This window comes from Rhizobium sp. YAF28, assembly GCF_052113285.1.
Lineage (GTDB): Bacteria > Pseudomonadota > Alphaproteobacteria > Rhizobiales > Rhizobiaceae > Rhizobium.
In genome coordinates this window covers 205501-229564 of record NZ_JBFRCX010000005.1, presented here as the reverse complement: position 1 = coordinate 229564, position 24064 = coordinate 205501, and the positions used below count along the sequence as shown (strand labels likewise).

27 protein-coding genes and 1 riboswitch are annotated in these 24064 nt (G+C 61.5%); of the genes, 11 read left to right on the top strand and 16 right to left on the bottom strand.

Features of this window, described 5'->3' with window-relative positions:
* Positions 1–205 precede the first annotated feature (205 nt).
* Positions 206–1051 (bottom strand): aldo/keto reductase, encoded by an 846-nt coding sequence (locus AB4Z13_RS13510; protein ID WP_442206151.1) that lies wholly within the window; start codon positions 1049–1051, stop codon positions 206–208.
* Between the two features lie 152 nt (positions 1052–1203).
* Here AB4Z13_RS13510 and AB4Z13_RS13505 point away from each other — a divergent pair, with 152 nt between their 5' ends.
* The gene (locus AB4Z13_RS13505; protein ID WP_439015888.1) at positions 1204–1797 is read left to right on the top strand and encodes a LysE family translocator; all 594 of its coding nucleotides are present in this window, start codon (positions 1204–1206) and stop codon (positions 1795–1797) included.
* Here AB4Z13_RS13505 and AB4Z13_RS13500 read toward each other — a convergent pair.
* The 3 genes from AB4Z13_RS13500 to AB4Z13_RS13490 all read right to left on the bottom strand — a co-directional run bounded on the left by AB4Z13_RS13500 (position 1789) and on the right by AB4Z13_RS13490 (position 4334).
* Positions 1789–2259 (bottom strand): DUF2269 family protein, encoded by a 471-nt coding sequence (locus tag AB4Z13_RS13500; RefSeq protein ID WP_310387561.1) that lies wholly within the window; start codon positions 2257–2259, stop codon positions 1789–1791. The two genes, AB4Z13_RS13505 and AB4Z13_RS13500, sit on opposite strands and share 9 nt — an antisense overlap.
* Positions 2259–3542 carry an SDR family oxidoreductase gene (locus AB4Z13_RS13495; protein WP_442206150.1) on the bottom strand — a complete coding sequence of 428 codons (1284 nt, stop codon included), beginning with the start codon at positions 3540–3542 and terminating at the stop codon, positions 2259–2261. Before AB4Z13_RS13495 ends, AB4Z13_RS13500 begins: the two co-directional genes overlap by 1 nt.
* A 99-nt stretch (positions 3543–3641) precedes the next feature.
* The gene (locus AB4Z13_RS13490; protein ID WP_442206149.1) at positions 3642–4334 is read right to left on the bottom strand and encodes a hypothetical protein; all 693 of its coding nucleotides are present in this window, start codon (positions 4332–4334) and stop codon (positions 3642–3644) included.
* A 255-nt stretch (positions 4335–4589) separates the two neighbouring features.
* Between AB4Z13_RS13490 and nthA the strand changes: the two genes are divergently transcribed.
* The 4 genes from nthA to AB4Z13_RS13470 all read left to right on the top strand — a co-directional run bounded on the left by nthA (position 4590) and on the right by AB4Z13_RS13470 (position 7019).
* Entirely contained in the window at positions 4590–5264 is a 675-nt protein-coding gene (gene nthA / locus AB4Z13_RS13485) for a nitrile hydratase subunit alpha (protein WP_442206148.1), read from the top strand.
* On the top strand, positions 5261–5920 hold the full coding sequence (nthB, locus tag AB4Z13_RS13480) for a nitrile hydratase subunit beta (RefSeq protein WP_442206147.1): 660 nt from the start codon (positions 5261–5263) through the stop codon (positions 5918–5920). Before nthA ends, nthB begins: the two co-directional genes overlap by 4 nt.
* Positions 5907–6278, top strand: a complete 372-nt coding sequence (locus AB4Z13_RS13475) for a nitrile hydratase accessory protein (RefSeq protein ID WP_442206146.1) — start codon at positions 5907–5909, stop codon at positions 6276–6278. Before nthB ends, AB4Z13_RS13475 begins: the two co-directional genes overlap by 14 nt.
* 183 nt (positions 6279–6461) lie before the next feature.
* A complete protein-coding gene (locus tag AB4Z13_RS13470; RefSeq protein WP_442206145.1) occupies positions 6462–7019 on the top strand; it encodes a hypothetical protein in 558 nt (185 codons plus the stop codon).
* A gap of 27 nt (positions 7020–7046) precedes the next feature.
* On the opposite strand, the gene AB4Z13_RS13465 is transcribed toward AB4Z13_RS13470, so the two are convergent.
* From AB4Z13_RS13465 to AB4Z13_RS13450, 4 genes are all read right to left on the bottom strand, one after another.
* Positions 7047–7829 carry an anti-sigma factor family protein gene (locus AB4Z13_RS13465; RefSeq protein WP_442206144.1) on the bottom strand — a complete coding sequence of 261 codons (783 nt, stop codon included), beginning with the start codon at positions 7827–7829 and terminating at the stop codon, positions 7047–7049.
* Complete coding sequence (locus tag AB4Z13_RS13460) at positions 7826–8341, bottom strand: RNA polymerase sigma factor (RefSeq protein ID WP_113323353.1); 516 nt, start codon at positions 8339–8341, stop codon at positions 7826–7828. Before AB4Z13_RS13460 ends, AB4Z13_RS13465 begins: the two co-directional genes overlap by 4 nt.
* A gap of 10 nt (positions 8342–8351) precedes the next feature.
* Positions 8352–8732 carry a COG4315 family predicted lipoprotein gene (locus AB4Z13_RS13455; RefSeq protein ID WP_439015880.1) on the bottom strand — a complete coding sequence of 127 codons (381 nt, stop codon included), beginning with the start codon at positions 8730–8732 and terminating at the stop codon, positions 8352–8354.
* Positions 8733–8823: 91 nt separating this feature from the next.
* Positions 8824–9855 carry a sensor domain-containing diguanylate cyclase gene (locus AB4Z13_RS13450; protein WP_442206143.1) on the bottom strand — a complete coding sequence of 344 codons (1032 nt, stop codon included), beginning with the start codon at positions 9853–9855 and terminating at the stop codon, positions 8824–8826.
* Between the two features lie 172 nt (positions 9856–10027).
* A riboswitch (ZMP/ZTP riboswitch) is annotated at positions 10028–10108 on the top strand.
* A gap of 20 nt (positions 10109–10128) precedes the next feature.
* Here AB4Z13_RS13450 and AB4Z13_RS13445 point away from each other — a divergent pair.
* Complete coding sequence (locus tag AB4Z13_RS13445; protein WP_442206142.1) at positions 10129–11454, top strand: bifunctional folylpolyglutamate synthase/dihydrofolate synthase; 1326 nt, start codon at positions 10129–10131, stop codon at positions 11452–11454.
* A gap of 59 nt (positions 11455–11513) precedes the next feature.
* Positions 11514–12641, top strand: coding sequence for an ATP-dependent DNA helicase (locus AB4Z13_RS13440; RefSeq protein WP_113323371.1), 1128 nt, complete (start codon positions 11514–11516; stop codon positions 12639–12641).
* Between the two features lie 68 nt (positions 12642–12709).
* Here the strand turns inward: AB4Z13_RS13440 and AB4Z13_RS13435 are convergent, their stop codons facing one another.
* Complete coding sequence (locus AB4Z13_RS13435; protein WP_007817771.1) at positions 12710–13402, bottom strand: MerR family transcriptional regulator; 693 nt, start codon at positions 13400–13402, stop codon at positions 12710–12712.
* A 447-nt stretch (positions 13403–13849) separates the two neighbouring features.
* Between AB4Z13_RS13435 and AB4Z13_RS13430 the strand changes: the two genes are divergently transcribed.
* A complete protein-coding gene (locus tag AB4Z13_RS13430; RefSeq protein WP_113323349.1) occupies positions 13850–14602 on the top strand; it encodes a pyridoxine 5'-phosphate synthase in 753 nt (250 codons plus the stop codon).
* Positions 14603–14751: 149 nt separating this feature from the next.
* On the opposite strand, the gene AB4Z13_RS13425 is transcribed toward AB4Z13_RS13430, so the two are convergent.
* On the bottom strand, positions 14752–15639 hold the full coding sequence (locus AB4Z13_RS13425; protein ID WP_442206141.1) for an SDR family oxidoreductase: 888 nt from the start codon (positions 15637–15639) through the stop codon (positions 14752–14754).
* Between the two features lie 119 nt (positions 15640–15758).
* Between AB4Z13_RS13425 and AB4Z13_RS13420 the strand changes: the two genes are divergently transcribed.
* Positions 15759–16205, top strand: coding sequence for a winged helix-turn-helix transcriptional regulator (locus AB4Z13_RS13420; RefSeq protein ID WP_113323347.1), 447 nt, complete (start codon positions 15759–15761; stop codon positions 16203–16205).
* An 88-nt stretch (positions 16206–16293) separates the two neighbouring features.
* Here AB4Z13_RS13420 and AB4Z13_RS13415 read toward each other — a convergent pair whose 3' ends face one another.
* The 4 genes from AB4Z13_RS13415 to AB4Z13_RS13400 form a co-directional block, all read right to left on the bottom strand.
* Positions 16294–17502: an MFS transporter gene (locus AB4Z13_RS13415; protein ID WP_442206140.1), complete on the bottom strand. Its 1209-nt coding sequence runs from the start codon at positions 17500–17502 to the stop codon at positions 16294–16296.
* Positions 17503–17595: 93 nt separating this feature from the next.
* Complete coding sequence (locus AB4Z13_RS13410) at positions 17596–18219, bottom strand: TetR/AcrR family transcriptional regulator (protein ID WP_442206139.1); 624 nt, start codon at positions 18217–18219, stop codon at positions 17596–17598.
* 60 nt (positions 18220–18279) lie between these two features.
* Positions 18280–19197: a bifunctional helix-turn-helix transcriptional regulator/GNAT family N-acetyltransferase gene (locus AB4Z13_RS13405; protein WP_442206138.1), complete on the bottom strand. Its 918-nt coding sequence runs from the start codon at positions 19195–19197 to the stop codon at positions 18280–18282.
* A 62-nt stretch (positions 19198–19259) separates the two neighbouring features.
* Complete coding sequence (locus tag AB4Z13_RS13400) at positions 19260–19982, bottom strand: aspartate/glutamate racemase family protein (RefSeq protein WP_442206137.1); 723 nt, start codon at positions 19980–19982, stop codon at positions 19260–19262.
* A 149-nt stretch (positions 19983–20131) separates the two neighbouring features.
* On the opposite strand from AB4Z13_RS13400, the gene AB4Z13_RS13395 reads away from it, so the two are divergent.
* Positions 20132–20596 (top strand): Lrp/AsnC family transcriptional regulator, encoded by a 465-nt coding sequence (locus tag AB4Z13_RS13395; protein WP_310387529.1) that lies wholly within the window; start codon positions 20132–20134, stop codon positions 20594–20596.
* A gap of 9 nt (positions 20597–20605) precedes the next feature.
* Here AB4Z13_RS13395 and AB4Z13_RS13390 read toward each other — a convergent pair whose 3' ends face one another.
* A complete protein-coding gene (locus AB4Z13_RS13390; protein WP_310387527.1) occupies positions 20606–21580 on the bottom strand; it encodes an aminoglycoside phosphotransferase family protein in 975 nt (324 codons plus the stop codon).
* On the opposite strand from AB4Z13_RS13390, the gene AB4Z13_RS13385 reads away from it, so the two are divergent.
* Positions 21569–22849, top strand: coding sequence for an NAD(P)/FAD-dependent oxidoreductase (locus AB4Z13_RS13385; protein WP_442206136.1), 1281 nt, complete (start codon positions 21569–21571; stop codon positions 22847–22849). The genes AB4Z13_RS13390 and AB4Z13_RS13385 overlap by 12 nt on opposite strands.
* A 57-nt stretch (positions 22850–22906) precedes the next feature.
* Here the strand turns inward: AB4Z13_RS13385 and AB4Z13_RS13380 are convergent, their stop codons facing one another.
* On the bottom strand, positions 22907–23953 hold the full coding sequence (locus AB4Z13_RS13380) for an NAD(P)-dependent alcohol dehydrogenase (RefSeq protein WP_113323340.1): 1047 nt from the start codon (positions 23951–23953) through the stop codon (positions 22907–22909).
* Positions 23954–24064 lie beyond the last annotated feature (111 nt).

Sequence of the window (24064 nt, the reverse complement as noted above, 5' to 3'; positions counted from 1 at the left end):
CGGCATGCAGCTTCCCATAGGGAAAGCAGAGCAGTAATACCGGTGGCCTGCACGGCGGAATGGCGATTGTAGAAACCGCCCCCTTGCATAGCCGCCAAATCATTTCGCGTGGGACCACCTGGCATGGGATTGCCTCGCTTGGTGTTGCCCAAAACTATCAGGCTTTCCCCGGCATAGCGAGCCAAATCCCCTGCGCCGCAAGGGATCAGAGCATCTCCAACGGCGTTTTCTTTGATGGTGGCGGGAAGGCGGCGTCGAGGGCTTCCCAGTCCTCGTCGGTGATATCGAGGGAGACGCAGTCGCGGTTTTCGCGGGCGCGCTCGATATTCGAAGTCTTGGGGATGACGAAGACGCCGTCGCGTTCGAGCAGGAAGGCGAGCGCCAGCTGGGCCGGTGTCGCCTGATAGGCCTTGGCGATATGGATCAGGTCGGGGTGGTGCAGGATGCGGCCCTGTTCGATCGGCGAATAGGCCATGATCGGAATGTTGCGGCTCTGGCACCAGGGCAGGAGATCGTATTCGATGCCGCGGCGGGCGAGATTGTAGAGAACCTGATTGGCGGCGACATTCTGACCGCCGGGGACGGAGAGCAGTTCTTCCATGTCGTCGGTATCGAAGTTGGAGACGCCCCAGGCGCGGATCTTGCCGGCCGCTTTCAGCGTCTCGAAGGCCTCGACGGTCTCGGTAAGCGGATAATTGCCGCGCCAATGCAGCAGATAGAGGTCGATGCGGTCGGTGCCGAGGCGTTCGAGGCTGCCTTCGCAGGCGGTGATCGTGCCGGTGCGGCTGGCATTCCAGGGATAGACCTTGCTGACGATGAAGGTCTCGTCGCGGCGTCCCTTGATCGCCTGTCCGACGATTTCCTCGGCGCCGCCGTCGCCATACATTTCGGCGGTATCGATCATCGTCATGCCGAGATCGAGGCCGGCCTTGAGACTTGCGATCTCTTCCTTCGCATGGCCGGAATCCTCGCCCATGCCCCAGGTGCCCTGGCCGAGCGCCGGCACTTCGGTGCCATCGGGAAAGGTGATGGTGGGGATGGGGTCGTCCATGTCCGTTCTGATCCTGTGCGTGCTCGATAGACTATCAGGTAATCCTGTCACCATGACAATCATGTTATGGTGACAGGGGTTTAGGGCAGTTATGCTGACCTAATTTCAACAGGCCGCCTTGCTATGAACCTGTGCGGCCCCGGGAGGGTTTCATGCCGCTGGATACGTTTCTGGCCCTGCTGCTTTTTGCTTTCACGACCTCGATCACCCCAGGGCCGAACAATATGATGCTGTTTGCCTCGGGCGTGAATTTCGGCTTTCGCCGCACCATCCCGCATATGTTCGGCATCGGGGCGGGTTTCCTGTCGCTGCTGCTTGCCGTAGGTCTGGGGCTCGGGGCGCTGCTGCATACGGTGCCGACGGTCTATATCGCGCTGAAATTTGCCGGTGGCGCCTATCTCGTCTGGATCGCCTGGAAGATTGCGACATCGCGGTCGCTGAGCGAAGGCAAGAGCGGCGTGAAACCGATGTCCTTCCTTGGCGCTGCGGCCTTTCAGTGGGTCAATCCGAAGGCTTGGGTGATGGCGGTCACGGCGATGGCAACCTATACGAATCCGGAGCTTTATCTGATCAGCGTGCTGCTCGTCGGCCTTGCCTTTGCGACGGTCAATGTGCCCTCGGTTTCCACCTGGGCGGGCTTCGGTTCGGCGCTTCGGCAGTGGCTTTCCGATCCGGTGCGGCTGAAATGGTTCAACATCACCATGGCGGTGCTGCTCGTGCTCAGCTTGTGGCCGATGCTAAAATAGCGTCGGCTTTGATAGCATTAACAAGAGAATGCCTGTTACCGCGAAGAAGGCCGGAAAGCCGAAGGCGAACCAGACGCGGTAGAGGCTGAAATAGGCCGGCGGCAGGGCAGTGCCCGAGGCGGCTGCTGCGCGGGCGAGATTGCGCAACCGGATCTGGATCCAGACGACCGGCAGCCAGAAGATGCCGGTGACGACATAAAGCACCAGCGATAGCGCAATCCAGCTTTCCGTCAGATCCCAGCCGATGATGCGGGCAAGAAGATAGCCTGTCACCGGCTGGAGAATGGCGGCTGTGGCCGTAAAGACCGTATCGGCGATGACGACGGTGCCGGCGACATGGGCGATCAGGACAGGGTTAAGGGTGCGATGGGCCATCACCATGAAGAAGGCGATGCCGGCGCCGGTGCCGAAGAGCACAGTTGCGCCGACAACATGGGCGAGAAGCAGCAGTTCTGCGAGCATCAGCGTTCATCCAGGATGGCGAGTGCCGCAAGCGTCAGCAGCAGCGATGGCAGGATCTTGACGAGCGGCCCAAGCGGATCGAGCCAGAGCGCGGACTCCAGCATCGTGCCGCCCAAGAGATAGGCGAGGGAGACGACGAGCATGCCGAGGAGGGCGCGGCGGGCGAATGGACGCAAGAGGACTGCAGCGCCGAGCGCGATATCGATCAGGCAGGTGAGGACTGTCACCGTGACCGCAGCGCCCGCGGGCATGAAGGGCAGGAAGTGAGCGCTTGCCTGCGCGGGGGCCAGAAGCGGGATGAGGCCGGATAGCAGCCAGAAGAGCGACAGCCCGGCAATGACCGGCGCCTTCAGGAGATAGAGGCGGGCAAACCATAGGTCCTGAACGCCGGAGGGATGGGCGGCGAGCGTCTCCGCAGCCGAGAGTGTCGGCAGACCCGAGGGCGTGGGGCGGTCCATGCGCACACCCTCGGACATGACGGTCATGGCGGTAGAGCGTAGCGGCGAGCGCCAGCCGAGATGGCCGGCAATATCGGCAAGCCATGAGACCGGCCTTGCGATTGCCGGCGGGATGGAGATGACAGGCGCATCCGGCAGGCCGAGCCAGGCGCGATGCAGTTTGACGAGGCTTGCGAGCGTGTGCCGTTCCTCAGCGGCGAGTTCGATATCGCTGCCGGAGGGGAGTGCGTCCGAGATCGCGGCCAAGACGGCAGAGGCGACATCTTCGGCGGCGACGGTTTCGACCGGGCTGTCGGCATGGATGAGCGGCAGGGCAAGGGGGAAGGATGCAAGCGCGCGCAGAAGTGCGGTGCCGCCGTGGGCGTTGCGGCCGAGCACGAGGGATGGGCGCAGGATCACGTAAGGCAGGCCGGATGCTGCAAGCGCTGTATCGGCAGCACGCTTGGTGGTGAGGAAGGGCAAGTGGCTGCCGGCGCCGTCGGTTCGGGCGGAGATCTGGACGATCAGCGTCACGCCGGCTGGTCGCGCCGCTTGCTGGAGCGCGATCATTGCGCGTTGCTGGGTGGCTGCGAGATTGTCCGAAAGACCGTCCTGGAGGGCGCCGGCACTGTTGACGACGACGTGCTGGCCTTCCAGCACAGGCCCCCAGTCGGCCACATTGGTCATCTTCTCCAGATCGGCCCGGATCCAGCGGATAGCGGGCTGGCGAACCCGTGCCCGGTCGGGATTGCGGGCAAGCCCGGTCACGGTGCAGCCGTCCGCAAGCAACTGTGCTGCGATCGCCGAGCCGATGAAGCCTGTGGCACCGAGAATCAGGATGTTCATAGTGGGAGACTACCGAAAAACGGCATATCGAGCAGGGGGCGGCCGTGTAATGCCCGCGTATTGCTCGCAAGAAACTGCCTCGCTTTCATGCCGGATGGCTTAGGCGATAAGGCGGGGATCGAGTTTGGCCATGGGAATAGCGCATTCGGTGACGATCCGCGCCGCCAGGGACGGGTCGAGCGGCGGCCTGACCTGGTAGAAGGCAAGTTCCAACGCCAGGCCGATCGCGAAAGGTCGCCTGCTGATGGGCACGATATTTCGATCGAGAGCATCGGCCAACTTCGGCCACAGGCGGCGAACGTAGGCAAGGGGCGTATCGCCTGGACGGTGTTCATCCATCAATCGCGGTATTCCGAACTGCGGATGTCCGATGGTTGAGACCACGTAACGAAGCGCTTCCATCGCCATCTCTTGCGAGATCACAGCACCGGACCTTCTTGCCGCGCCGTATGTCAGGTTGAGCAGGGAATCATGGTTTTCCAGAAGGAAGGCGTTCGGCAGATTGCCAGTATAATAGCGGGAGCCATCCTCGGTTTCCATGGCGATGAGATCAGCGTCGTCGCTGAGCTGTCCGGCGGAAGCGATATCAAAGGCGGTGAGGACGCACGAAAAACCGCCAACCGATCCCAGGGCTGCGAACAGATCGATCGAATGAACATTGCCGTCCGTCGCCATTTCCTGAATCACGTGGTCGAGCAGGGCGCGTGCAACCAGCCCCGGGCTCTGCACGGTATCTTCGGTCTCACGCCGGCGCGGATCGGCAGAGGCCGAGCTGTCGGCAAGGCTCTCCATCTCCTCTCGCGGAGGGGCGGACGGGGGCGCGGGTGGCCTGGTGCTGCGGCCGAATGTCGGAACTTTCATGTGTGCGATGTTGAGATGAAGCCGTTAACGTTTGGTTAGGATCACGGCGAAAAATAAGGAGTTGCTTAATTAGCTCCATCTTCAACCTTTGCCGATTGCATTCATTGGGGCACTTCTTGGCGAGAAATACGCTTGGCGGTCCTCCGATCGGCGCATAAGATTGAGCGCTCTACCCTGGAGAGCGCCATGCGGCACAGAGACGACCACGCAGATCATGACCACGATCACCATGATCATCACCACGACAACCACTATTCGGACATGCAGGCGCGTGTGAAAGCGCTGGAAACGCTGCTGACGGAGAAGGGGCTGATCGATCCGGCGGCGATCGATGTGATTGTCGAGACCTATGAGACAAAGGTCGGGCCGCGCAATGGTGCGCGTGTCGTTGCGAAAGCCTGGAGCGATCCCGACTTTGCCGAATGGCTGAAGCGGGATGCGACGGCGGCGATTGCGAGCCTCGGTTACACCGGCCGGCAGGGCGAGCATATGCGCGCCGTCTTCAATACATCAGACACGCATAACCTCATCGTCTGCACGCTCTGCTCCTGCTATCCGTGGTCGGTGCTCGGCCTGCCGCCTGTCTGGTACAAGGCGCCGGCCTATCGCTCACGCGCGGTCATAGATCCGCGCGGCGTGCTTGCGGAATTCGGGGTGACGCTGCCTGAGAGCAAGAAGGTTCGCGTCTGGGATTCGACGGCGGAACTGCGTTATCTCGTCATTCCCGAGCGGCCACAGGGGACCGAAGGCATGGACGAGGAGGCGCTTGCCGATCTCGTCAGCCGTGATGCGATGATCGGCACCGCAATTGTGGGCAGCCCGAAAATTTCGGGTGCCGGCAACCCGGAGGTCACCCCATGAACGGCCCGCACGATCTCGGAGGCCAGATGGGCTTCGGCCCCGTCGCGCCCGAAACGAACGAACCCTATTTCCATGCCGAATGGGAGAAGCGGGCGCTCGGCATCACACTGTCCTGCGGCGCTTTCGGTGCCTGGACGATCGACGAGAGCCGGCATGCGCGCGAAAGCATTCCGCCGGCCGATTATCTTGCGGCGAGCTATTACGAAATCTGGATCCGCGGCATCGACATGCTCCTGGAACGCCATGGTTTTGCGAGCCGCGAGGAGCTGCTGTCCGGGCACAAGCTGCAGGATGGCACGGTGCCGAAGCGGGTGCTGAAGGCCGATATGGTATCAGGGGTGCTCGCCAAGGGCGCTCCCTGCGACCGGCCGGTCGAGACCGCGCCGCTTTTCGTTGTCGGAGAAGCGGTGAAGACGAAGAATTTCAATCCGGCGAGCCATACGCGGCTGCCGCGTTATGCGCGTGCCAAGACGGGCGTGATCGAGGCGGTGCAGGGTTCCTTCGTCTTTCCCGATGACAACGCGCATGGCAAAGGCGAGAATCCGCAATGGCTCTATACCGTCGTCTTCGATGGCGGCGAGATCTGGGGCGAGGGCGCCGATCCGTCGCTGACGGTGTCGATCGATGCGTGGGAGAGCTATCTTGAGCGTATGTGAGACGCCCTCGCAACTGGCCCAATCGCCGGGTCTGCCGAAGTCGCCGGAGGGTGATCCCGTCTTCCCGGAGCCCTGGGCGGCAGAAGCCTTCGCCATGACCGTGCATCTGCATGAGAAGGGGTTGTTTGCCTGGAGCGAATGGGCGGAAGTCCTGTCCAGGGAGTTGCATAAGCCTGGCCGTGCCGAAGATGGCAGCGATTATTTTGACTGTTGGGTGGCGGCCCTTTCCGAGGTGCTTGTCAGCCGTGGTGTAGCGGATGCTTCCGCCATTCTCGACCTGCAGAAGAGCTGGCAGCGGGCGGCGGAAGCGACGCCGCATGGCAAGCCGATCGAGCTTGCCAACGATCCCCAGCGCTGAGATCACGGCCTGACGCTGTCGATCGGATTTATCGACAGGCACACGCTCAAGTTTTATATTTATGCAAGGAATCACGGCGATGATGCCATCGCAAACCCAGCTGATTCCCGCTCAGGCATGACGCCCGGTCAAACCTGCACATTGCGCCCGTGATGGTCGAGCACATGCGCACGAGGACCATGCATGACTTCGATTTCATCGACCAATGAAGCCGCCTTGCTGATCCTTCAGCAGAGCATTTCGCCTGTGAATTCCACCGACGCCAAGAAGACCGATGGTGACAATCTGGTGGCGATTGCCCATGGCCAGCCGGTCAAACAGACATCCGGCATGAGCCCGCAACCGACGGCCGCGCAGTCCAAGATCTCGGATGCCTTGTTCAGCGTGAACGATCGAAGCGTGACCCAGATGAAGCTCGATCTGATTGACCGCGCAGGCGAAGCGCTCGGCGTGAAAAAGAGCGACTATGCATCGATGGATGCGTTCGTCGCTGCGACGAAAAAGGCTTTTTCTGACCTTAAGAGCAAGCCGGACGGGGCGCAGGCCATTGCCAAGATCGAGCGCGATCTCGGTCTGGATAAGCTCGGCATCACGCTGGAAGATCTTATCAACAGCGCTGATGATCCAGACAAGAACGACAAGGTCACGCAGGCCTTGAAGAAGCAGCTTGCCGAGGGTGCTGAGGGCGGTTCTATGCTCAAGCAGGATGAAATCGGCCGCTACCAAGTCGTATCGGCCTGATCGCGTAGTCTGCGTGCAGTTCCCCTTTTATGACGGGAACTGCCGGTAACATTCTTCGGCCACCTTGCGCAGCATGTCGCGGGAGATTTCGCCCGTTACCGCATAGCCGAGTTCACCGTCGATCCAGTAAAAGGTCTCGACATCCTTGGCAGAGGCGAAGCGGAAGCTTGTCGTCCTGTTTTCCTTGTTGCGGCCGACGATGACGGTGAGGCGTTCGCCGCCCTGGTCCTCGTACATGAACATGGCGCCCGGCCTGTTATCGACAGGCAGCAGGCGGCCGCCGACAAGGTGGAAGCCGAGGGATTTCAGGTCCGGCACCTTGAGATCGGGGATTGCCAGCCGCTTGCCGAGCCAGGTCGCCAGATGCGCTTCCTCATTGGCGAAGACTTCGACCGGGTGGCGCACTTCGCCGGCATAGACGAGGAAGGCGGTTTCGGCCTGCTTCGGCAAGGTCTCGGATTCGGCCAACTGCAGCGGCGGGCGTTGGAAGAGCGGCGGGATGAAGCGATCGCTGACGGCGCCAAGCGCGAAGAGCATGACGGCGGCAGCGGCAAGGGCAGAGCGTGTCTTCCAGGGGGAGGCAGTGTCAGCCGGTGCCACCATCCGGAGATCGGTGTCGCGGCTCTTCTCATAGCCTGAAAACAGGGACTTGATGCCGGCATTCTGCGCCTGCCAGCCGGCGACCATGGCGGCTTCCTCGGGGTTTTCGGCGAGGTAGGCTTCCACGCGGGCGCGGGCGGCCTCCGGCAATTGCCCGTCGGCAAAGGCGTGCAGGTCCGCTTCGGTCACGGTGGGGTTGGTCTCGTTCATTTCGGTCTCCGAAGCGTAATCACATTATCGGCTTTCATATGGTCGCTCATGCGCTGGCGTGCGCGCGACAGGCGCGACATGACGGTGCCGATCGGGATGTCCAGCATGGTTGCCACTTCATGATAGCTGTAGCCTTCGATGACGACGAGCATCAGGACGGCGCGGTAGTCTTCCGACAGACTGTCGAGAGCCTGTTCCAGCCGCAGGCGCTCCAACGGATCGGCCTGGGCATCAGGACCGGCAAGTTCTTCGACGGCGTCGAGCTCGATCAGCCGGTCGCGGGGGCTGGCGCGGCGGGTGTTGCGGTAGAGGTTGGTCATCGTCGTCAGGACCCAGCCGCGCAGGTTGATGCCGCGCCACTGGCCGCGCCGGGCCAGAACCTTTTCCACGCAATCCTGAAGCAGATCCTCGCCTTCGACATCCGAGCGGGTGAGGCTGCGGGAATACCGCCGGAGCGAGGGAAGGAGGGCCAGGATCTGGCCCTCGAACGTATCGGGTGAGGGGGGCTTCACGCTGGCCTCATCAGGGCTTGGCAAGATCCCAGGAGCCGCCTACGCCGTCGCCGGTGATGTCGCCGGACTTGGTGTCCTTCACCCAGTAATAGAGTGGCATGCCGTCCTTGGCCCACTGCTTCTTTCCATCCTTACGTTCAACGAGTGAGTATGCACCATCGGCCTTGGCGTCGCTAGGAGCAAGGAAGGGCGGCCAGTTGGTGGCGCACTTGTCGTAGCAATTCGTGACGCCCTTTTCGTCCTTCTTGTAGGTGTAGAGCGTCATGCCCTTTTCACCGGCAAGAACCTTGCCCTTGGTCGTTTCGACGGTGGTGACCGCGGGGGCGGCGAAGGCTGCAGTGGCGGTGGCAGCAACGACTGCCAGCACGGACAGGAATTTCACGGACTTCATGGTCTCTCTCCTCGGGTTGGGCACGCATTTTTGCGATACCGGAGATGAGACACGGCAGGCGTCCGTTTTATTCCCGTTTCTCTTTCAAACGTCAGTTCGGATTGAAAACCACATAGCAGTCCCGTCCGGCAGCCTTGGCGCTATAGAGGGCGCCATCGACGTTGCGCAGCAGTTCGCGGCGGCGGCGGCCACCTTGCGGGGCGAGTGCGGCACCGATGCTCAGGCGGGCGAGGATCGTATTCCCCTCGATGGTGAAGGGGCTGCGGAAGGCCGAGAGCAGGCGTTCGGAGACGGAGACCAGCGCTTCGGTGTTCGGCGGGTTCGGTACGAAGATCGCAAATTCGTCGCCGCCCATGCGCACGACGATATCGCCGGAGCGGATGACCGAACGGATGCGATTTGCCGCCTCCCGCAGCACCTCGTCGCCGATATGGTGGCCGAGCGTATCGTTGATCGACTTGAAACCATCCATGTCGAGATAGAGGGCGCCGAAGGTCTGGCCGGAGGCGAGGGCTGATTCCAGTGCGCGGTCGACGATGGCATCGAGTGCCGCGCGGTTGAGGAAGCCGGTCAGCGGATCGGTCATGGCCGCGGTGCGCAGGCTGCTTTCGGCAAGGCCCATGACGAAATTCGCCTTCTGCAGCCGCAAAAGCGCGCTCGCGACACGAGCGAAACGGCGAAGATTGGCCGCCTCTTTTTCGGTGAAGAGGCGCGGCTTCTGATCGAGAATGCAGAAGGCGCCGATGACCAGTTCGTTTTCCAGTTCCAGCGGTGCGCCGGCATAAAAACGGAAATGCGGTGGGCCTGTCACATAGGGCGCGGCATTGAGCTCCGCATCCTGTTCCAGATCGGGAACGACGACCACGTCGTTGGCAAAGACGACACGGGTGCAGAAGGAAAGGTCGCGCGGGCATTCCGAAAGCTGCATGCCCGCTTCGCCGGCGATGCGCAGCCAGTCCTCGTCGACGATGTTGACGGCGGCATAGGGCATTGCGAATGCATTCTTGGCGAGCTCGGCAAGTGCTGCAAGCTCCGGCGTCGGGCTGCTGCTGATGGCGCTCAGCGAGCGCACGGCAAGCAGTCTCTGCGGTTCGTTGACTGGAATTCGGACAGTCTGTCCCATTCGAATCTCCGCCTCTTTGTCATAGACAGGAGCTAAAGTGGCGCTCTTGCCAATCTCCGCAAGAGCTAAAATTCACCAGCGTTAACTGGCAGTTGCCGCAGGCGGCGTCGCGGCGAGCCGTGCTGATGACGCTTGCGAGGCTAGGCAGGGCAACGGAAAGGTTCTAGTGTCGGCCCGCCTGCGTGACTGGCGAGACAGATGGCGAACCATCGGGAAGCGCAGGCTGCCGATGCCGCTCGCCTGGGCACCAAAATAACCCCTGTAACCTGTGCCATGCCCATGCAGATAGAAAATCCCCGCCTTATCGAAGCCCTTTCGCAACTTGATCAGCTCACCAACTGGGAACAGCGTCCGCGCGGTGAAATGCGCGTCGGACTGGAGCCGATCCTCGATCTCTCCTCCCGTCTCGGCGATCCGCATCGCGCCTTCCGCTCGATCCATGTGGCGGGCACCAAGGGCAAGAGTTCGACTTCGGCGCTGCTCGAAGCAGGCTTGCGCCATGCCGGCATTTCCGTCGGGCGTTATGCCTCGCCGCATGTGGAGCATATTTCCGAGCGTGTCAGCCTGAATGGCCAACCGGTCGAAGAGGCTGTGCTCGCCGAGGCGCTCTTCCTGGGGCTCGATGCTCTCAAGGCCGCAAGGGCGGAAGAGACGGCAGCGGAAGCTGCAACATGGTTCGACATACTGACAGCGGCCGGTTTCCTGATTTTCCGCGACGCGGGCGTTCAATGGGCCGTGATCGAGACGGGTCTCGGTGGCCGGCTGGATTCAACCAATATCGTCGACAGCGATGTTTCCATCATCACCAATATCGGCCTCGAGCATACGGAGATATTGGGCAAGACACGGGCGGCCATTGCCTTCGAAAAGGCCGGCATCATCAAGCCGCGCTCGACCGTCGTTACGCCGCTCGATGCGGATGATGAAGCCGGTGCCGTGATTGCCAAGCGGGCAGCAGAGATCGATGCCCGTCTGATCCGTCCGGATTTTTCCGGAGCGTCGACGATTGCCGGGCGCAATGTCACAGTCGCGGGTACCGCGCTCGATGTGCTCGGTGAACTTGGCGTCAAGGCGCGCGACGGCAAGGCGGTCGGTGGATGGCTGATCGATGCAGAGGCCGAGCGGGAATCGCAGCTGCCCGGGCGGCTGGAGCGTTTCATCGTGCCTGTCTCTGGGTCTGTTTCGGGGCCTGTCGCGGGCAGAGGTGTTGCCGTTGCGCTCGACGGGGCACATGTGCCGTTCAATCTCGAAGCAGTGCTTGACGACCTCTCCGGCATGGAAGGATTTGTCGGGCCGGGCATTGCTGTCGTGGCGATCGCGGCAGATAAGGATGCCGCCGGGCTTCTCGAGGTGATGGGCCGCTACGGCGTCTCGCCGATCTTCACCTCGGTTTCCAATCGTTTCCGCTCTCCTGCCGAATTACAGACGCTTGCCGGTCAGATCGGTCTCGCGAGCGAGGTGATCGACGATCCGCAGACAGCCTATGAAAAGGCGCTCGAACGGGCAGCGGCCTCCGGCGCCTGGGTGATCCTGACGGGATCGCTCTATCTCGTTGGCTTGCTGCGCGAGCGGGTCATCAGCGAGGCTGCGAAGAGCTAGGTCGCTTCAAGGAAAATTCCGCCTTGCCTATGCCGGGCGAATCCTGCCAAGTCGCTTCCATGCAATTCGCCCCACAACAGGATGAAGCCCTGAAAGCCGTTTCGAACTGGCTGAAGGAGGGCAGGTCGCCGCTCTTCCGTCTGTTCGGCTATGCCGGCACGGGCAAGACGACGCTTGCCAAGCATTTTGCCGAGCATGTCGATGGCGACGTACTGTTTGCCGCCTTCACCGGCAAGGCGGCACAGGTGCTGCGCTCGCGCGGGGCGTCGAATGCCAAGACCATCCATTCGCTGATCTACCGGCCGCGCGGCGAGGAAGAGATTGCCGACGAGGAAACCGGCAAGACATCGATTGCGCCGATGTTTTCCATCAACCGCCAGAGCCCGGTCGCCAAGGCGGCACTGATCATCGTCGACGAGTGCTCGATGGTGGACGAGGCGCTCGGCAAGGACCTGATGAGCTTCGGCACGCCGATCCTCGTGCTCGGCGATCCTGGCCAGCTGCCACCGGTCACCGGCGGCGGCTACTTCACCAATCAGGACCCAGACTACCTGCTGACCGATATTCATCGGCAGGCGCGCGACAATCCGATCATCAAGCTTGCCATGCAGGTGCGTGAGGGCAACGAGATCATGTATGGCGACTATGGCAAGGCGCAGGTGATCTCGAAGAACGAGGTGACGCAGCCGCTGGTCATGGATGCCGATCAGGTGCTCGTCGGCACAAACAAGACGCGGCGGCGCTATAACCAGCGTTTGCGGGAGCTCAAGGGTTTTACGACCGAACATCCGCAGACCGGCGACAAGCTGGTCTGCCTGCGCAACGACCCGGCCAAGGGCCTGCTGAATGGCTCGCTCTGGCAGGTCATGACCTCATCCAAGGAAACGACCAAGCCCGGCATCAACCTGCTGGTCCGCCCCGAAGATGACGATATGGATCGTGGGGCTGCGAAGATCAAGCTTCTGAAGCAAGCCTTCGAGAATGTGGAAGGCGAGATCCCCTGGAACACACGCAAGCGCTATGACGAGTTCGATTACGGCTATGCGCTGACGGTGCACAAGGCGCAGGGTTCGCAGTGGAACAATGTCGTATTGTTCGACGAAAGCTGGGCCTTTCGCGATACGCGCGAGCGCTGGCTTTACACCGCGATTACGCGCGCAGCAGAGACGCTGACAATCGTTCGCTAAGATCGGCGTCCGCTGGAAACTGGCGTTTGTGCTCCTACAGGGATGCGGTGGCGGCCGCTGCCAAGTGATCAGGCCTGCACGATGCCGAGGAGAACCGCCTTGGCGATCGCCTGAAAGCGGTTGTTGGCTTGGAATTTCATGATGATATCGGCTTCCAGCGCGCGCGTTTCCTCATGCCTGAGGTCGAGGGCGCGGGCGATGCGCTGCGTCGAATATCCCTCGGCCATCAGCTCCAGGCATTGGCGCTCCTGATCGGTCAGGCTTGCCGGATCCCTGTTGTCGTTGATCGGCGGCAGGTCGAGGCTGCTGTCGTAATCGAGAAGGTCGCTCACCTGCTGCAGCTGCCGGTGCAAAGTCGACATTTCGGCCGTCAGTTCGCGCTTGCGTTGGGAGAGGGCCTCGCGGAAGATCGACTCGGCCTCTTCCTGGGAGGCCGCGCTGCGCAACACGTCCATCAATTCCTGGATGACGGCGATCGGCATGCCGGTTTCGCGGCAGACGGTGATGACCGCCATGCGCATGACATCATCCTGATCGTAAACGCGCATCAGGCCGATGCGGTTTGCGGAAATCAGGCCCTTCTCTTCGTAGAAATGCAGTGTCCTGTGCGTGACGCCGAATGCGTTCGCCATGTCGGCGATCGGAACGGGACCTTGTGGGATATCCGGCGGCAAAGCGGCCGAAGGCAGGAACCGGTATTTTGACCGGGCCTCCGAAGCAATACCGGCGGCAGCAAACAAACGTTTGGAACCGTCTGGCATGAACCCTCCTGGGGCAGATAGTTGCACCTCATGCGGCTTTGCCAGTTGCTTCCGGAGCGCGGCGAGCGGGGTTTTCCTCTAGCGTTCTTATCGTTGGAAGAAGCAGTACTCGGCGTACTTACTCGTTACGTGGCGCCCACTTTATGCGCGGACGGGTTCTTTTGTAAGTGCTAAAAATAACCGTTTTTAAATGGGATAGCAATGTTGCGGCATCTCAATCCGCCTCTTGCTTGGTATGTGGTAAAATAAAACCACACGGTTCGTCGTCGCTGACGAATGATCTTCGAAGGGAACGGGAATTACTTTTTTCGGTACGCCCCTGACGTCGATCGTCATGGTGGGCGCGACTATCAAGGACAGGCATGAATGCATGTGCGAATCTCATTGGCGTTCGCGGACAGCTTGCCTTAAAAGCAGGACCAGTCGCCATCCCAGACGGATATTGCCATGCCCGCCAAACTCTCCGTGAACCTCAATGCTATCGCCATGCTGCGCAACCGGCGCGATCTGCCCTGGCCAAGCGTGGAAGGCCTCGGTCGCATCGCGCTTGCCGCTGGTGCCTCAGGGCTGACCGTGCATCCGCGGCCGGACCAGCGGCATATCCGCTTTTCCGATCTGCCCGTGATCCGCAATCTGATCGACGACGAGTTTCCGGAAGCCGAATTCAATATCGAGGGCTATCCGACCGAGGAATTCCTGGAGCTTTGTGCCAAGGCCCAGCCGGAGCAGGTGACGCTCGTGCCTGATGATCCCTCGCAGGCGACCTCCGATCACGGCTGGGATTTCCGCAGGCATCAAGCCTTCCTGACCGATGTCGTAGCGCGGCTGAAGAAGATGGGATTCCGTGTTTCGCTGTTTGCCGATGGAGATGGCGATGCGGAGGCGGTGAAGGCTGCGAAAGCGACGGGCGCTGACCGAATCGAGCTTTACACTGGCCCCTATGGTGGTTGCTACGATGCGCCTGAAAGGGTAGGGCCGATCCTCGAAGGGCTCGGCAAGACGGCGGATGCCGCACTTGCGCTCGGCCTTGCCGTCAATGGCGGCCATGATCTCACAGTGGAAAATCTTCCCGCGCTCGTGAAGCGCATTCCCGCGCTCGCCGAAGTCTCGATCGGCCACGGCCTGACGGCGGATGCGCTGGAATATGGCATGGCGGAAACGGTGCGCCGCTTCTGCCGGGCCTGCGGCCAGAAGATCTGAAAGAAGAGGCCCGCCCTCGGTGGATGTGGGCGAGCCTTAGAGCGCCGTGCGTCCATTCGGACGCACAAAGGACGCTCTAACTCTTTGAATCTACGCATCAGGCTTTCCGAAAATCAATTCCGATTTTCGGGCCGATGCTGTAGGCCGGCTCAGGCTGTGAGCGCGGCCTTGTTGGCGACGAAATAGTCCTTCAGCGACTGCGGCTGCTTGCCCGTCAGCTTCGTGAAATCGTCGGTGACGATGTCGAACTTGCCCGCGCGGGTATTGGCATCGGCCGAGACCAGCATGTCGGCAACGAAGCCCGGCAGGCCGGCGCCGCGGATGCCCTGGCCGAGCTGTTCGTCGGTGACATCAACGACATCCAGCGGCTTGCCGGTGGCTTCGGTGGCGATCACGGCAATTTCCTTCGGCGTCAGCGACTGCTTGCCGGTCACCGTGTAGGTGGCGCTGGCGGAGATGCCTGATGCCAGCACCGAGGCGATGGCGAGCGCGCAATCGTCACGCGAGATGGTCGAGATCCTGCCGTCACCCGCCGAAGTGAACCATTTTCCGGTCTGCAGATTGTGCGGCATGCTGTGCAGGTAGTTGTCGTGATACCAGGCGTCGCGCACGATCGTGTAGGGGATGCCGCTTTCCTTGATGGCGTTTTCGGTGCCGAGGTGGTCGGGCGCGAAGGTGACGAGCGAATTATCAGGGGCCGGCATGGAAGTGTAGGTGATGTGCTTCACCTTGGCCTTCACGGCAGCGGCGACGGCAGCCTTATGCTGGATCAGGCGCTTGCCGGGGGTGTCGAGGGCGTCAGTGCTGATGATCAGCAGGCGATCGACGCCGGCAAAGGCGGCTTCGAGGCTGGCGGCGTCATCGAAATCCGCCTTGCGGGTGACAACACCCTTGGCGGCGAGGCTCGCGAGTTTTTCTGGGCTGCGGGTCGCGGCGATGATGTTTGCCGGGGCGACCTTGTAGCTTTCGATCAGGTGATGGACGACAAGCTGGCCGAGCTGGCCTGCAGCGCCGGTGACGAGAATGGTTTCGCTCATGATATCCTCTAGTGGTTGACAGATGGTCTCAAAAAGAGAGTAACACTAGAATAGGAATTGACCGGGGGCTGTAAAGAAGGCAGTTTTTCGGGACTTCGTTACCAAAAGGGAACCACCTCATGGCAGGAACAGTCGTCAATCTGAAAGCCAGAGCGCGCCAATCAAAAGGACCGGCCGATGGGCCGGGGGGCGCGCGGCGCGAGATCGACCTTGCCAGCCTGGATTTCACGAATTGCCCGGTCAGGGATATGATGCAGCAGATTGGCGGCAAATGGTCGACGCTGCTTCTGGAGGCGCTTGCCAAGCAGCCCTATCGCTTCGGCGAGCTGCGCCGCATGATCCCGGATATTTCCCAGCGCATGCTGACCCAGTCGCTGCGCGACCTGCAGCGGGACGGCTATATCGAGCGGGAGGTTTTTCCGACGAAGCCGCCGAGCGTGGAATACCGGATGACCGATCTCGGCCGCTCGCTTTACACGGTGCTGTCGCAGCTTCTGAACTGGGCCGAGGCGAACCATGACGATGTTCGCGCGGCACGGCTGCGGTTCGACGCAGACGCTGTATAGATCGCAATTCCGGACGCAAGACCGCTGCACGCTTTTGCTGGAATTGCTTTAGGGGATCAGGCGGTCGAGCCGCCTGACCTACACTTGATTACTTCTCGCGGCCTTCCGTCAGGAAGAACAGGAAGGCGACTGCGGGGAAGCCGAAGCCGATCCAGGCCGCCATCGACCAGCCGCCCGTCGCATAAGCCCAGCCGCCGAGCGCCGAGCCGATGGCGCCGCCGGTGAAGAAGGTCGCCATGAAGAGGCCATTCAGGCGGCCGCGATGTTCCGGGCTCAGGCCGTAGATCGCACGCTGGCCGCAGACGAGATTGGTCGTCACGCCGAAATCCAGCAGGATCGCCGCAGCCGTCAGCAGGATGAGCGCTGTCAGCGAGCCATCGGTGGCGAAATGGCTGATGAGGAAGGAGCCCATGCCGAGCAGCATGGCGAGCGTCGAGGCGACCTTCGTCATACCGCGGTCGGCAAGGCGGCCGGCGATCGGCGAGGCGATGGCGCCGGCGGCACCGGCAAGCGCAAACAGCGCGATGCCGTTCTGCGACATGCCGAAGGCAGGGCTTGCGAGTAGCAGCGGCGCGGTCGTCCAGAACAGGCTGAAGGCGCCGAACATGCCGGCCTGATAAAGGGCACGGCGCTGCAGCACACGGGAATGCACAGCAAGGTGGGCCATCGACGCCAGCAGTTCATCGTAACGCAGCTTGGTATGGGGGACGCGGACCGGCAGATTGGCGCGCAGCACGATGCCGAGCGCGATCATGACGGCGGCCGTGACGTAATAGACCATATGCCAGGAGGAAGCTTCGGCGACGAGGCTCGCAAAGGGGCGGGCGAGCATGATGCCACAGAGCAGTCCGCTCATAACATTGCCGACGACCTGGCCGCGCGTCGCATCCGGCGCCATGCTGGCGGCGAAGGGGACGAGGACCTGTGCTGCGACCGAGGCGAGGCCGATACAGAGCGAGGCTGTCAGGAACATGCCCGGCGTGGAGGAGAAGGCCGCACCAACAAGCGCAAGTGCCGAGGCGGCGATCAGCGTCAGGATGAGGCGGCGGTTTTCAAAGAGGTCGGCGAGTGGCACGATCAGGAGCAGACCGAGGCCATAGCCGATCTGCGTGAGCGTGACAATGAGGCCGGTTGCGGCTGGCGAGAAGCCGAGATTGGCGCTGATCGGGCCTGCCAGCGGCTGGCCGTAATAGAGGTTGGCGGCGACGAAGCCGCAGGAAGCTGCAAAAAGGAAGGTTAGCCAGGGGGATAGGGTGCGGGGCGCGACCTTATCCGGCGTGGTGGCTGAAACGCTCATCAGAAACTCCAATAGGCAATGATCGGGAGGATTGAATGCAATTTAATCGTCTGCCGCCACCCGATCCCTGACCGGATGACGATATTTCGGTCGTCAAGTCACGAGTCGCATCGCGGCCTCGACTGTAGCCATCATCTCTTTCTCGCCGCGTCCCGTCCTCCCGATGACACGCAAGCCCTTGGTCAGGCAGAGAAAGGTGAGGGCCGTGGCATCAGCATCCACGGTCGACGGAATGGTGCCATCGGCCTGGCCGATGCGGATGAGGTCGGCCATCAGCTTTTCGTCAGCGGAAAAGGCGGCGGCCACATGCTCTGCAGCTTCTTCGTCCAGCAGAGAAAGATCGTTTGCGCCGCCGACGACGAGGCAGCCCTTGAGGCCCGCTTCACCATGGGAAAGCTCGGCGTAATATGTGACCATCTGGAAGACCTTTTCGCGGCCGGTCTTTGCGGATGCGATCTTTGCCCCCAGCCGGCCGCGGCCGAGCTGACGATAGCGCTTGAAGGCGGCAAGGAAGATGCCGCGCTTGTCCTTGAAGGCCTTGTAGACGCTGCCGGAGGCAAGGCCCATGGCTTCGGTCAGTTCGCTGATGGAGGCGGCGTGGTAGCCGCGCTCGGAGAAGACGCGCAGCGCAGCGTCGAGTGCTGCGTCCATGTCGAACTCGCGCGGGCGGCCGCGGCTGCGGATTTTTACATCAGGTGTCAGGGTGTCAACGGTCATGGCGCCTAATTAGGGAATGACCGTTTCCAAATCAAGTGAAATTTCTGCGACGCAGCAAGGTCAGAGATCGAGCACCCAGGTCTGGCCGTTGGCTTCCGGGCCGAACATGCGATGTCTCTCCTCGCAGACAAGCCGGAAGCCGGCTTTTTGATAAATGGCGCGGGCGGTGTGGAGGAAGTCGTTGGTCCAGAGCGAGATCTGCCGGTATCGCTTACGGCGCGAGAAGGCGATGCACTCATCGACAAGCCGTTTGCCGAGGCCGAGACCGCGGGCGGCCTTGTCGACATAGAGCAGGCGGAGCTTCGCAATGCCGTCGCCGCCATTGGTGATCAGCACGGAGCCGAGATTGATGCCGCCGCGCTCGGCGATCCAGCAATATTCCATCTCGTGGTCGAAATTGGCGAGGAACTTGCCGGCGACATCAGCGACCAGCCCTTCGAAGCGCAGGTCCCAGCCATATTCCTCGGCATAGAAGCGTCCCTGGCTCTGGACGATCCAGCCGATATCACCGGCGCGATGCGGGCGGATGATGGCGGCAGCCGGTCTTGCCTGCGGATCGAGGATCGAACGGATCGTGCGCATGGCGGCAACGGCGGCCTGCGGCTCGCCATCGGCCAGCGTGTCGAAGCGGGCGGCGATCTGTGCATTCGAGCGGCGGCCAAGCTCCTCGAACTGGCTGCGTCCCTTGCCGGTGACAGTGAGGATCTGGCTGCGCTGATCGGCTGGATCGGGCGTCGCCTCGATGAAGGCTTCTTCGCGGAAACGTTTGAGAATGCGGCTGAGATAGGCGGGGTCGAGCTGCAGGTCGCGGGCGAGAGCGCCGGCATTGACGCCATCATGGGCGCCGATCTCGAAGAGCACGCGCGCATCCGTCAGTGTGAAGGGCGTGTCGAGATAGGCCTTGTTCAACAGGCCGAGGAAGTTCGTATAGAAGCGGTTGAATTCGCGGGCGGATTCGATGAGGGAAAGGTCGGTCATGGCAGGGTCTCCTGATAGAGACCCTGCTGATTTTATTTGACTGAGTCAACTAAATTGAGGGCTCAGGCTGCGTCTTCTTCTTCGTTTGCGATTTCTCCCTCGAGCGCGAAATCGACGGCGGCGCGAGCATGGATTGCTGTCGTGTCGAATCCAGCAAGGGGAAGGTGATCCGGGTTGAGGATCAGGCAGATCTCCGTGCAGCCGAGAATGATGCTGTCGGCGCCATTGGCGCGGGCGCGTTCGATCACCGCCATCAGCTTCTGGCGAGAGCTGTCGAGCACCTTGCCGGCGCAGAGCTCGTTGAAGATGATGTCGTGCACGGTGGTGCGGTCGGCGGCGTCGGGCACCATGATGTCGAGGCCGAGGCCCTTCATGCGGTCGGTATAGAAGCCGTGCTCCATCGTGTAGCGTGTGGCAAGCAGCAGCGGGCGCTTGCAGCCGGCTTCATGGATCGTCTTAGCGGTCTCGTCGATGATATGGATCAGCGGCACTGAGATGTGCGAGGAGACCTCGGGTGCGATCAGATGCATGGTGTTGGTGCAGATCAGCACGCAATGGGCACCGGCAATCTGCAGGCGCAGTGCGATATCGCCGAGGCGCGAGGCAGCCATATCCCAGGCGCCGGCCTTCTGCAGGGCAACGATCTCCTCGAAATTCACCGAATGCAAAGTGAGTTCGGCAGAGGCCAGGCCGCCCAGGCGCTCGCGCACCATTTCGTTGATGAGACGGTAATAGACCGCAGAACTTTCAAAGCTCATGCCGCCGATCAGGCCGATGTTTTTCATGGATTCTCGCTCCCTATGGTGTTTTCGAATGCAGGAATGATGCAGCAGATCAGGTGCAACGTGTTTGCATTGTTTGTGCTTTTGCATCGATATGTGCTAAGGTTTTGCGGCATTTCTCAGTTTTTTGCAAAATTTCAGCGTGAGCCATCATGATCGACGATCGCGACAGGCGGATTCTTGATATCCTGCAGGACGATGCAGGCATCTCCGTGACCGACCTTGCAGAGCGCGTGGCCTTATCGGTCTCGGCCTGTTCGCGGCGCATCCAGCGGCTGGAGGAGAGCGGCTATATCGCGCGTCGCATCGTCGTGCTGGATCGCGAGCGGATGGGCGTGCCGACCACGCTCTTTGCGCTCATCAAGACGGCGCATCATTCCGACGAATGGACGGAGGCCTTCCGCCGCGCGATCAGCGATATCCCCGAAATCGTCGAAGCGCACCGGCTGACCGGCAATTACGATTACATTCTGAAGATCGTCCTGCCGCGCGTCGAACATTACGATGTTATCTACAAGCGGATCGTGCGTCGCATCGAACTTTTCGACGTCTCGGCGTCGATCTCCATGGAACTGATGAAGAGCGGCACGGCGATCCCCGTTAGTTACGCCAATTGAGCGAACGACCTAGAGCAAGGCCGCTTCCAACGCGGATCGGTTGCGGAGCATCCAGGATGCGCTCCTTGTTCGCCACGCTATGGCCCATAGGGATTCTGGATCTTTTGTCTCCGGCGCGACGTGGGCCTCTTTCGCCTGCTCGGCAGCATCGTAAACAGCAAATGTGAGCAGTTTGTCGAAAAAGCCATCTCGCTGCGCTTTCGAAAAGCCATAGCCGTCGAGCAGATAGCGAACCTGCCGTGCTCTCGTCATAGCCGAGCCAAGGTTCATTCTTTCCGCTATATCGTCATCGAAAAGCTGGGCGTTCAACCAGCAGGCTTGCGCCAGTTCGATGTCTATTCCGACCGGTCCTGCGACCTCCCAATCGATGAGGGCGATTGGCGAGTTGGAGCGAGAGACAATGTTCCACGGGCCGGTGTCGCAGTGACCAATGACACGCGGACCGGTTCCGAGTTCGCGGCCAAACCACCCGCGCCAGACCGCATTGTCTGGAACCTTGAACGAAGACGTCGCCTCGTGGAGTTGCCGGAGCATATTTCCGAGACGCGGCATGGCCTCATCACTCCAAGGCCCCGGATGGACAAACTCTCCCTCGATAAACGAGAGGGTTTCGCGGCCTCGCTCGTCAAAACCTGTGCCGACGACACGGGGACATGCGGCGAATCCCACCTGCGCAAGATGTCTCAGCAGCGAAATAGTGGTCGGGGACCAGGGGCCGCTCTGGCGATAAACGATACTGCCCTGCCGAGACACTTCGCTGCGCCCGCCGCCAGTTAAAATGATTTCCTCGTCCATGCCCGGAATGTATGCGGAAAACGGTTTTGATGACAACGAGGATGGCACGGACGTGAAGGGCATATCTGCAACGATCAAAGCCGATCGGGATGCAGGGGAGATATGCCGAAACAGCGGTTGAATACTTCCGGCGAAAGGCGACATTTGCTGCAGCAGAATGACAAAAAGGGGTAGGTCATGAGCGAACATCACGTCGTCGTTGTCGGCGGCGGTTTCGGTGGGCTGCAGCTCGTCAATGGATTGAAAGGCCTGGGATCAAGGGGAGGGGGCGTGAAGATCACGCTCATAGACCGGCGCAACCACCATCTCTTCCAGCCTCTGCTTTATCAGGTAGCAACGACCATCCTCTCCACTTCAGAGATCGCCTGGCCGATCCGCCATCTCTATGCCGACCGGCCCGAGGTGACCACGCTGCTTGGCGAGGTCAACGGCGTCGATGCGCTGGCAAAGACCGTTTCCTTACGCAGCGGTATGGTGTTGAACTACGACACGCTGGTGCTGGCGACTGGTGCTACGCACGCTTATTTCGGCCACGACGAATGGGAACCTGTCGCTCCGGGCCTGAAGACGCTGGAAGATGCGACGACGATCCGCCGCCGCGTGCTGCTCGCCTTCGAGCGGGCGGAAGTGGAAAGCGATCCGGCGGTGCGCGACGCGTTTTTGACCTTCTCCATCGTCGGGGCTGGCCCGACGGGCTGCGAGCTTGCCGGCATCATCGCCGAGTTGGCGCATTTCACGCTGCCCAAGGAATTCCGCAATATCGACACACGCAAGACCCGCGTCGTGCTGATCGAAGCTGGGCCGCGTGTGCTGCCGGCCTTTGCCGAGGATCTCTCGGCCTATGCGCAAAAGGCACTGGAGAAGCTCGGCGTCGAGGTGCTGACGGGAACGCCGGTGACGCAGTGCACGGCTGACGGCGTGACCGTCGGCGAAAACTTCATTCCGAGCCGCACCATCGTCTGGGCCGCCGGCGTGCAGGCGTCGCATGCGGCGCGCTGGCTGGGCGTGCCGGCCGACCGGGCGGGGCGCGCCATCGTCGAGAAGGACCTGACGGCGCCGGGCCTGCCCGATGTCTTCGTGATTGGCGATACGGCCTCTGTGATGCGTGAGGATGGCAAGCCGGTGCCGGGCATTGCGCCGGCGGCCAAGCAACAGGGCGGCTATGTGGCGAAGGTGATCCGCGCCCGCATATCCGGCAAGCCCGCGCCAGGGCCGTTCAAATATTGGCATCAGGGAAGCCTTGCGACGATCGGCAAGAGCGCGGCGATCATCGATTTCGGTCGCTTCAAGCTCAAGGGCTGGCTCGCCTGGTGGATCTGGGGTCTCGCCCATATCTACTTCCTGATCGGTACGCGCTCGCGCTTCACCGTCGCCTGGAACTGGTTCTGGATCTATATGAGCGGCCAGCACAGCGCCCGGCTGATCACCCAGCGCGAGACCATGCGCGACGACGGGTAGGGGCGAAACAGACCACAAAGAAAAAGGGCGGCTCCGGGAGCCGCCCTTTCTGTTTCATCAGGCTGCCAGCGAGGCGATGTCGATGACGAAGCGGTAGCGGACGTCGCTCTTCAGCACCCGCTCATAGGCTTCGTTGACCTGCTGGATGTTGATCTTCTCGATCTCGGAAACGATGTTGTGCTCGCCGCAGAAGTCGAGCATTTCCTGGGTTTCCTTGATAGAGCCGATCATCGAGCCGGAAATGCTCTTGCGGCCGGGGACCAGTGAGAAGGCGTGAACCGGGATCGGGTTTTCCGGAACGCCGACCACCACGAAGGCGCCATCCACCTTCACGAGGCCGAGATAGGCGTTCCAGTCGATCTCGGCGCTGACTGTGCAGATGACGAGGTCGAAGGCGCCGGCGAGCTTCTTGAAGGTTTCCGGGTCGTTGGTAGCGTAATATTCCTTGGCGCCGAGCTTCAGGCCGTCTTCCTTCTTGGAGAGGCTCTGGGAGAGCACGGTGATATCGGCGCCCATGGCAGCACCGAGCTTGACGCCCATATGACCGAGGCCGCCCATGCCGACGATTGCGACCTTCTTGCCGGGGCCGGCCTTCCAGTGGCGCAGCGGCGAATAGAGCGTGATGCCGGCGCAGAGAAGCGGTGCGGAGGCATCGAGCGGAAGGTTGTCCGGGATGGACATGACATAGCCTTCCTTGACGACGATCGAGTCGGAATAACCGCCCTGGGTGCGTGTCTTGCCGTCGGCTTCGAAATCATTGTAGGTGCCGCTGAGACCCGGCATGTACTGTTCACGGTCGAGGTCGCGTTCGGCGCAGCCGATGCAGGAATCGACGAAGCAGCCGACGCCGACGCGGTCGCCGACCTTGAACTTGGTCACGGCGGAACCGACGGCCGTCACGATGCCGGCGATCTCATGGCCGGGCACGATCGGGTATACGGCGTTCTTCCACTCGTTGCGGACGGTATGGATGTCGGAATGGCAGATGCCGGCAAACTTGATGTCGATGACGACGTCGTCCGGGTTCGGGTTGCGGCGCTCGAAGGTGAAAGGGGTGAGCGGCTTGGAAGCGTCGGTGGCGGCGTAGCCTCTTGCAATAGGCATGGGAGCCTTCCTTTTCGATTTCAGGGGTGGGGTGAGAGGATGCCCGGACTATTGCCCGGAACCACGCATCAGCGTTAGAGCGATACTCTCTGCTTTTTGCACGATCCTGCA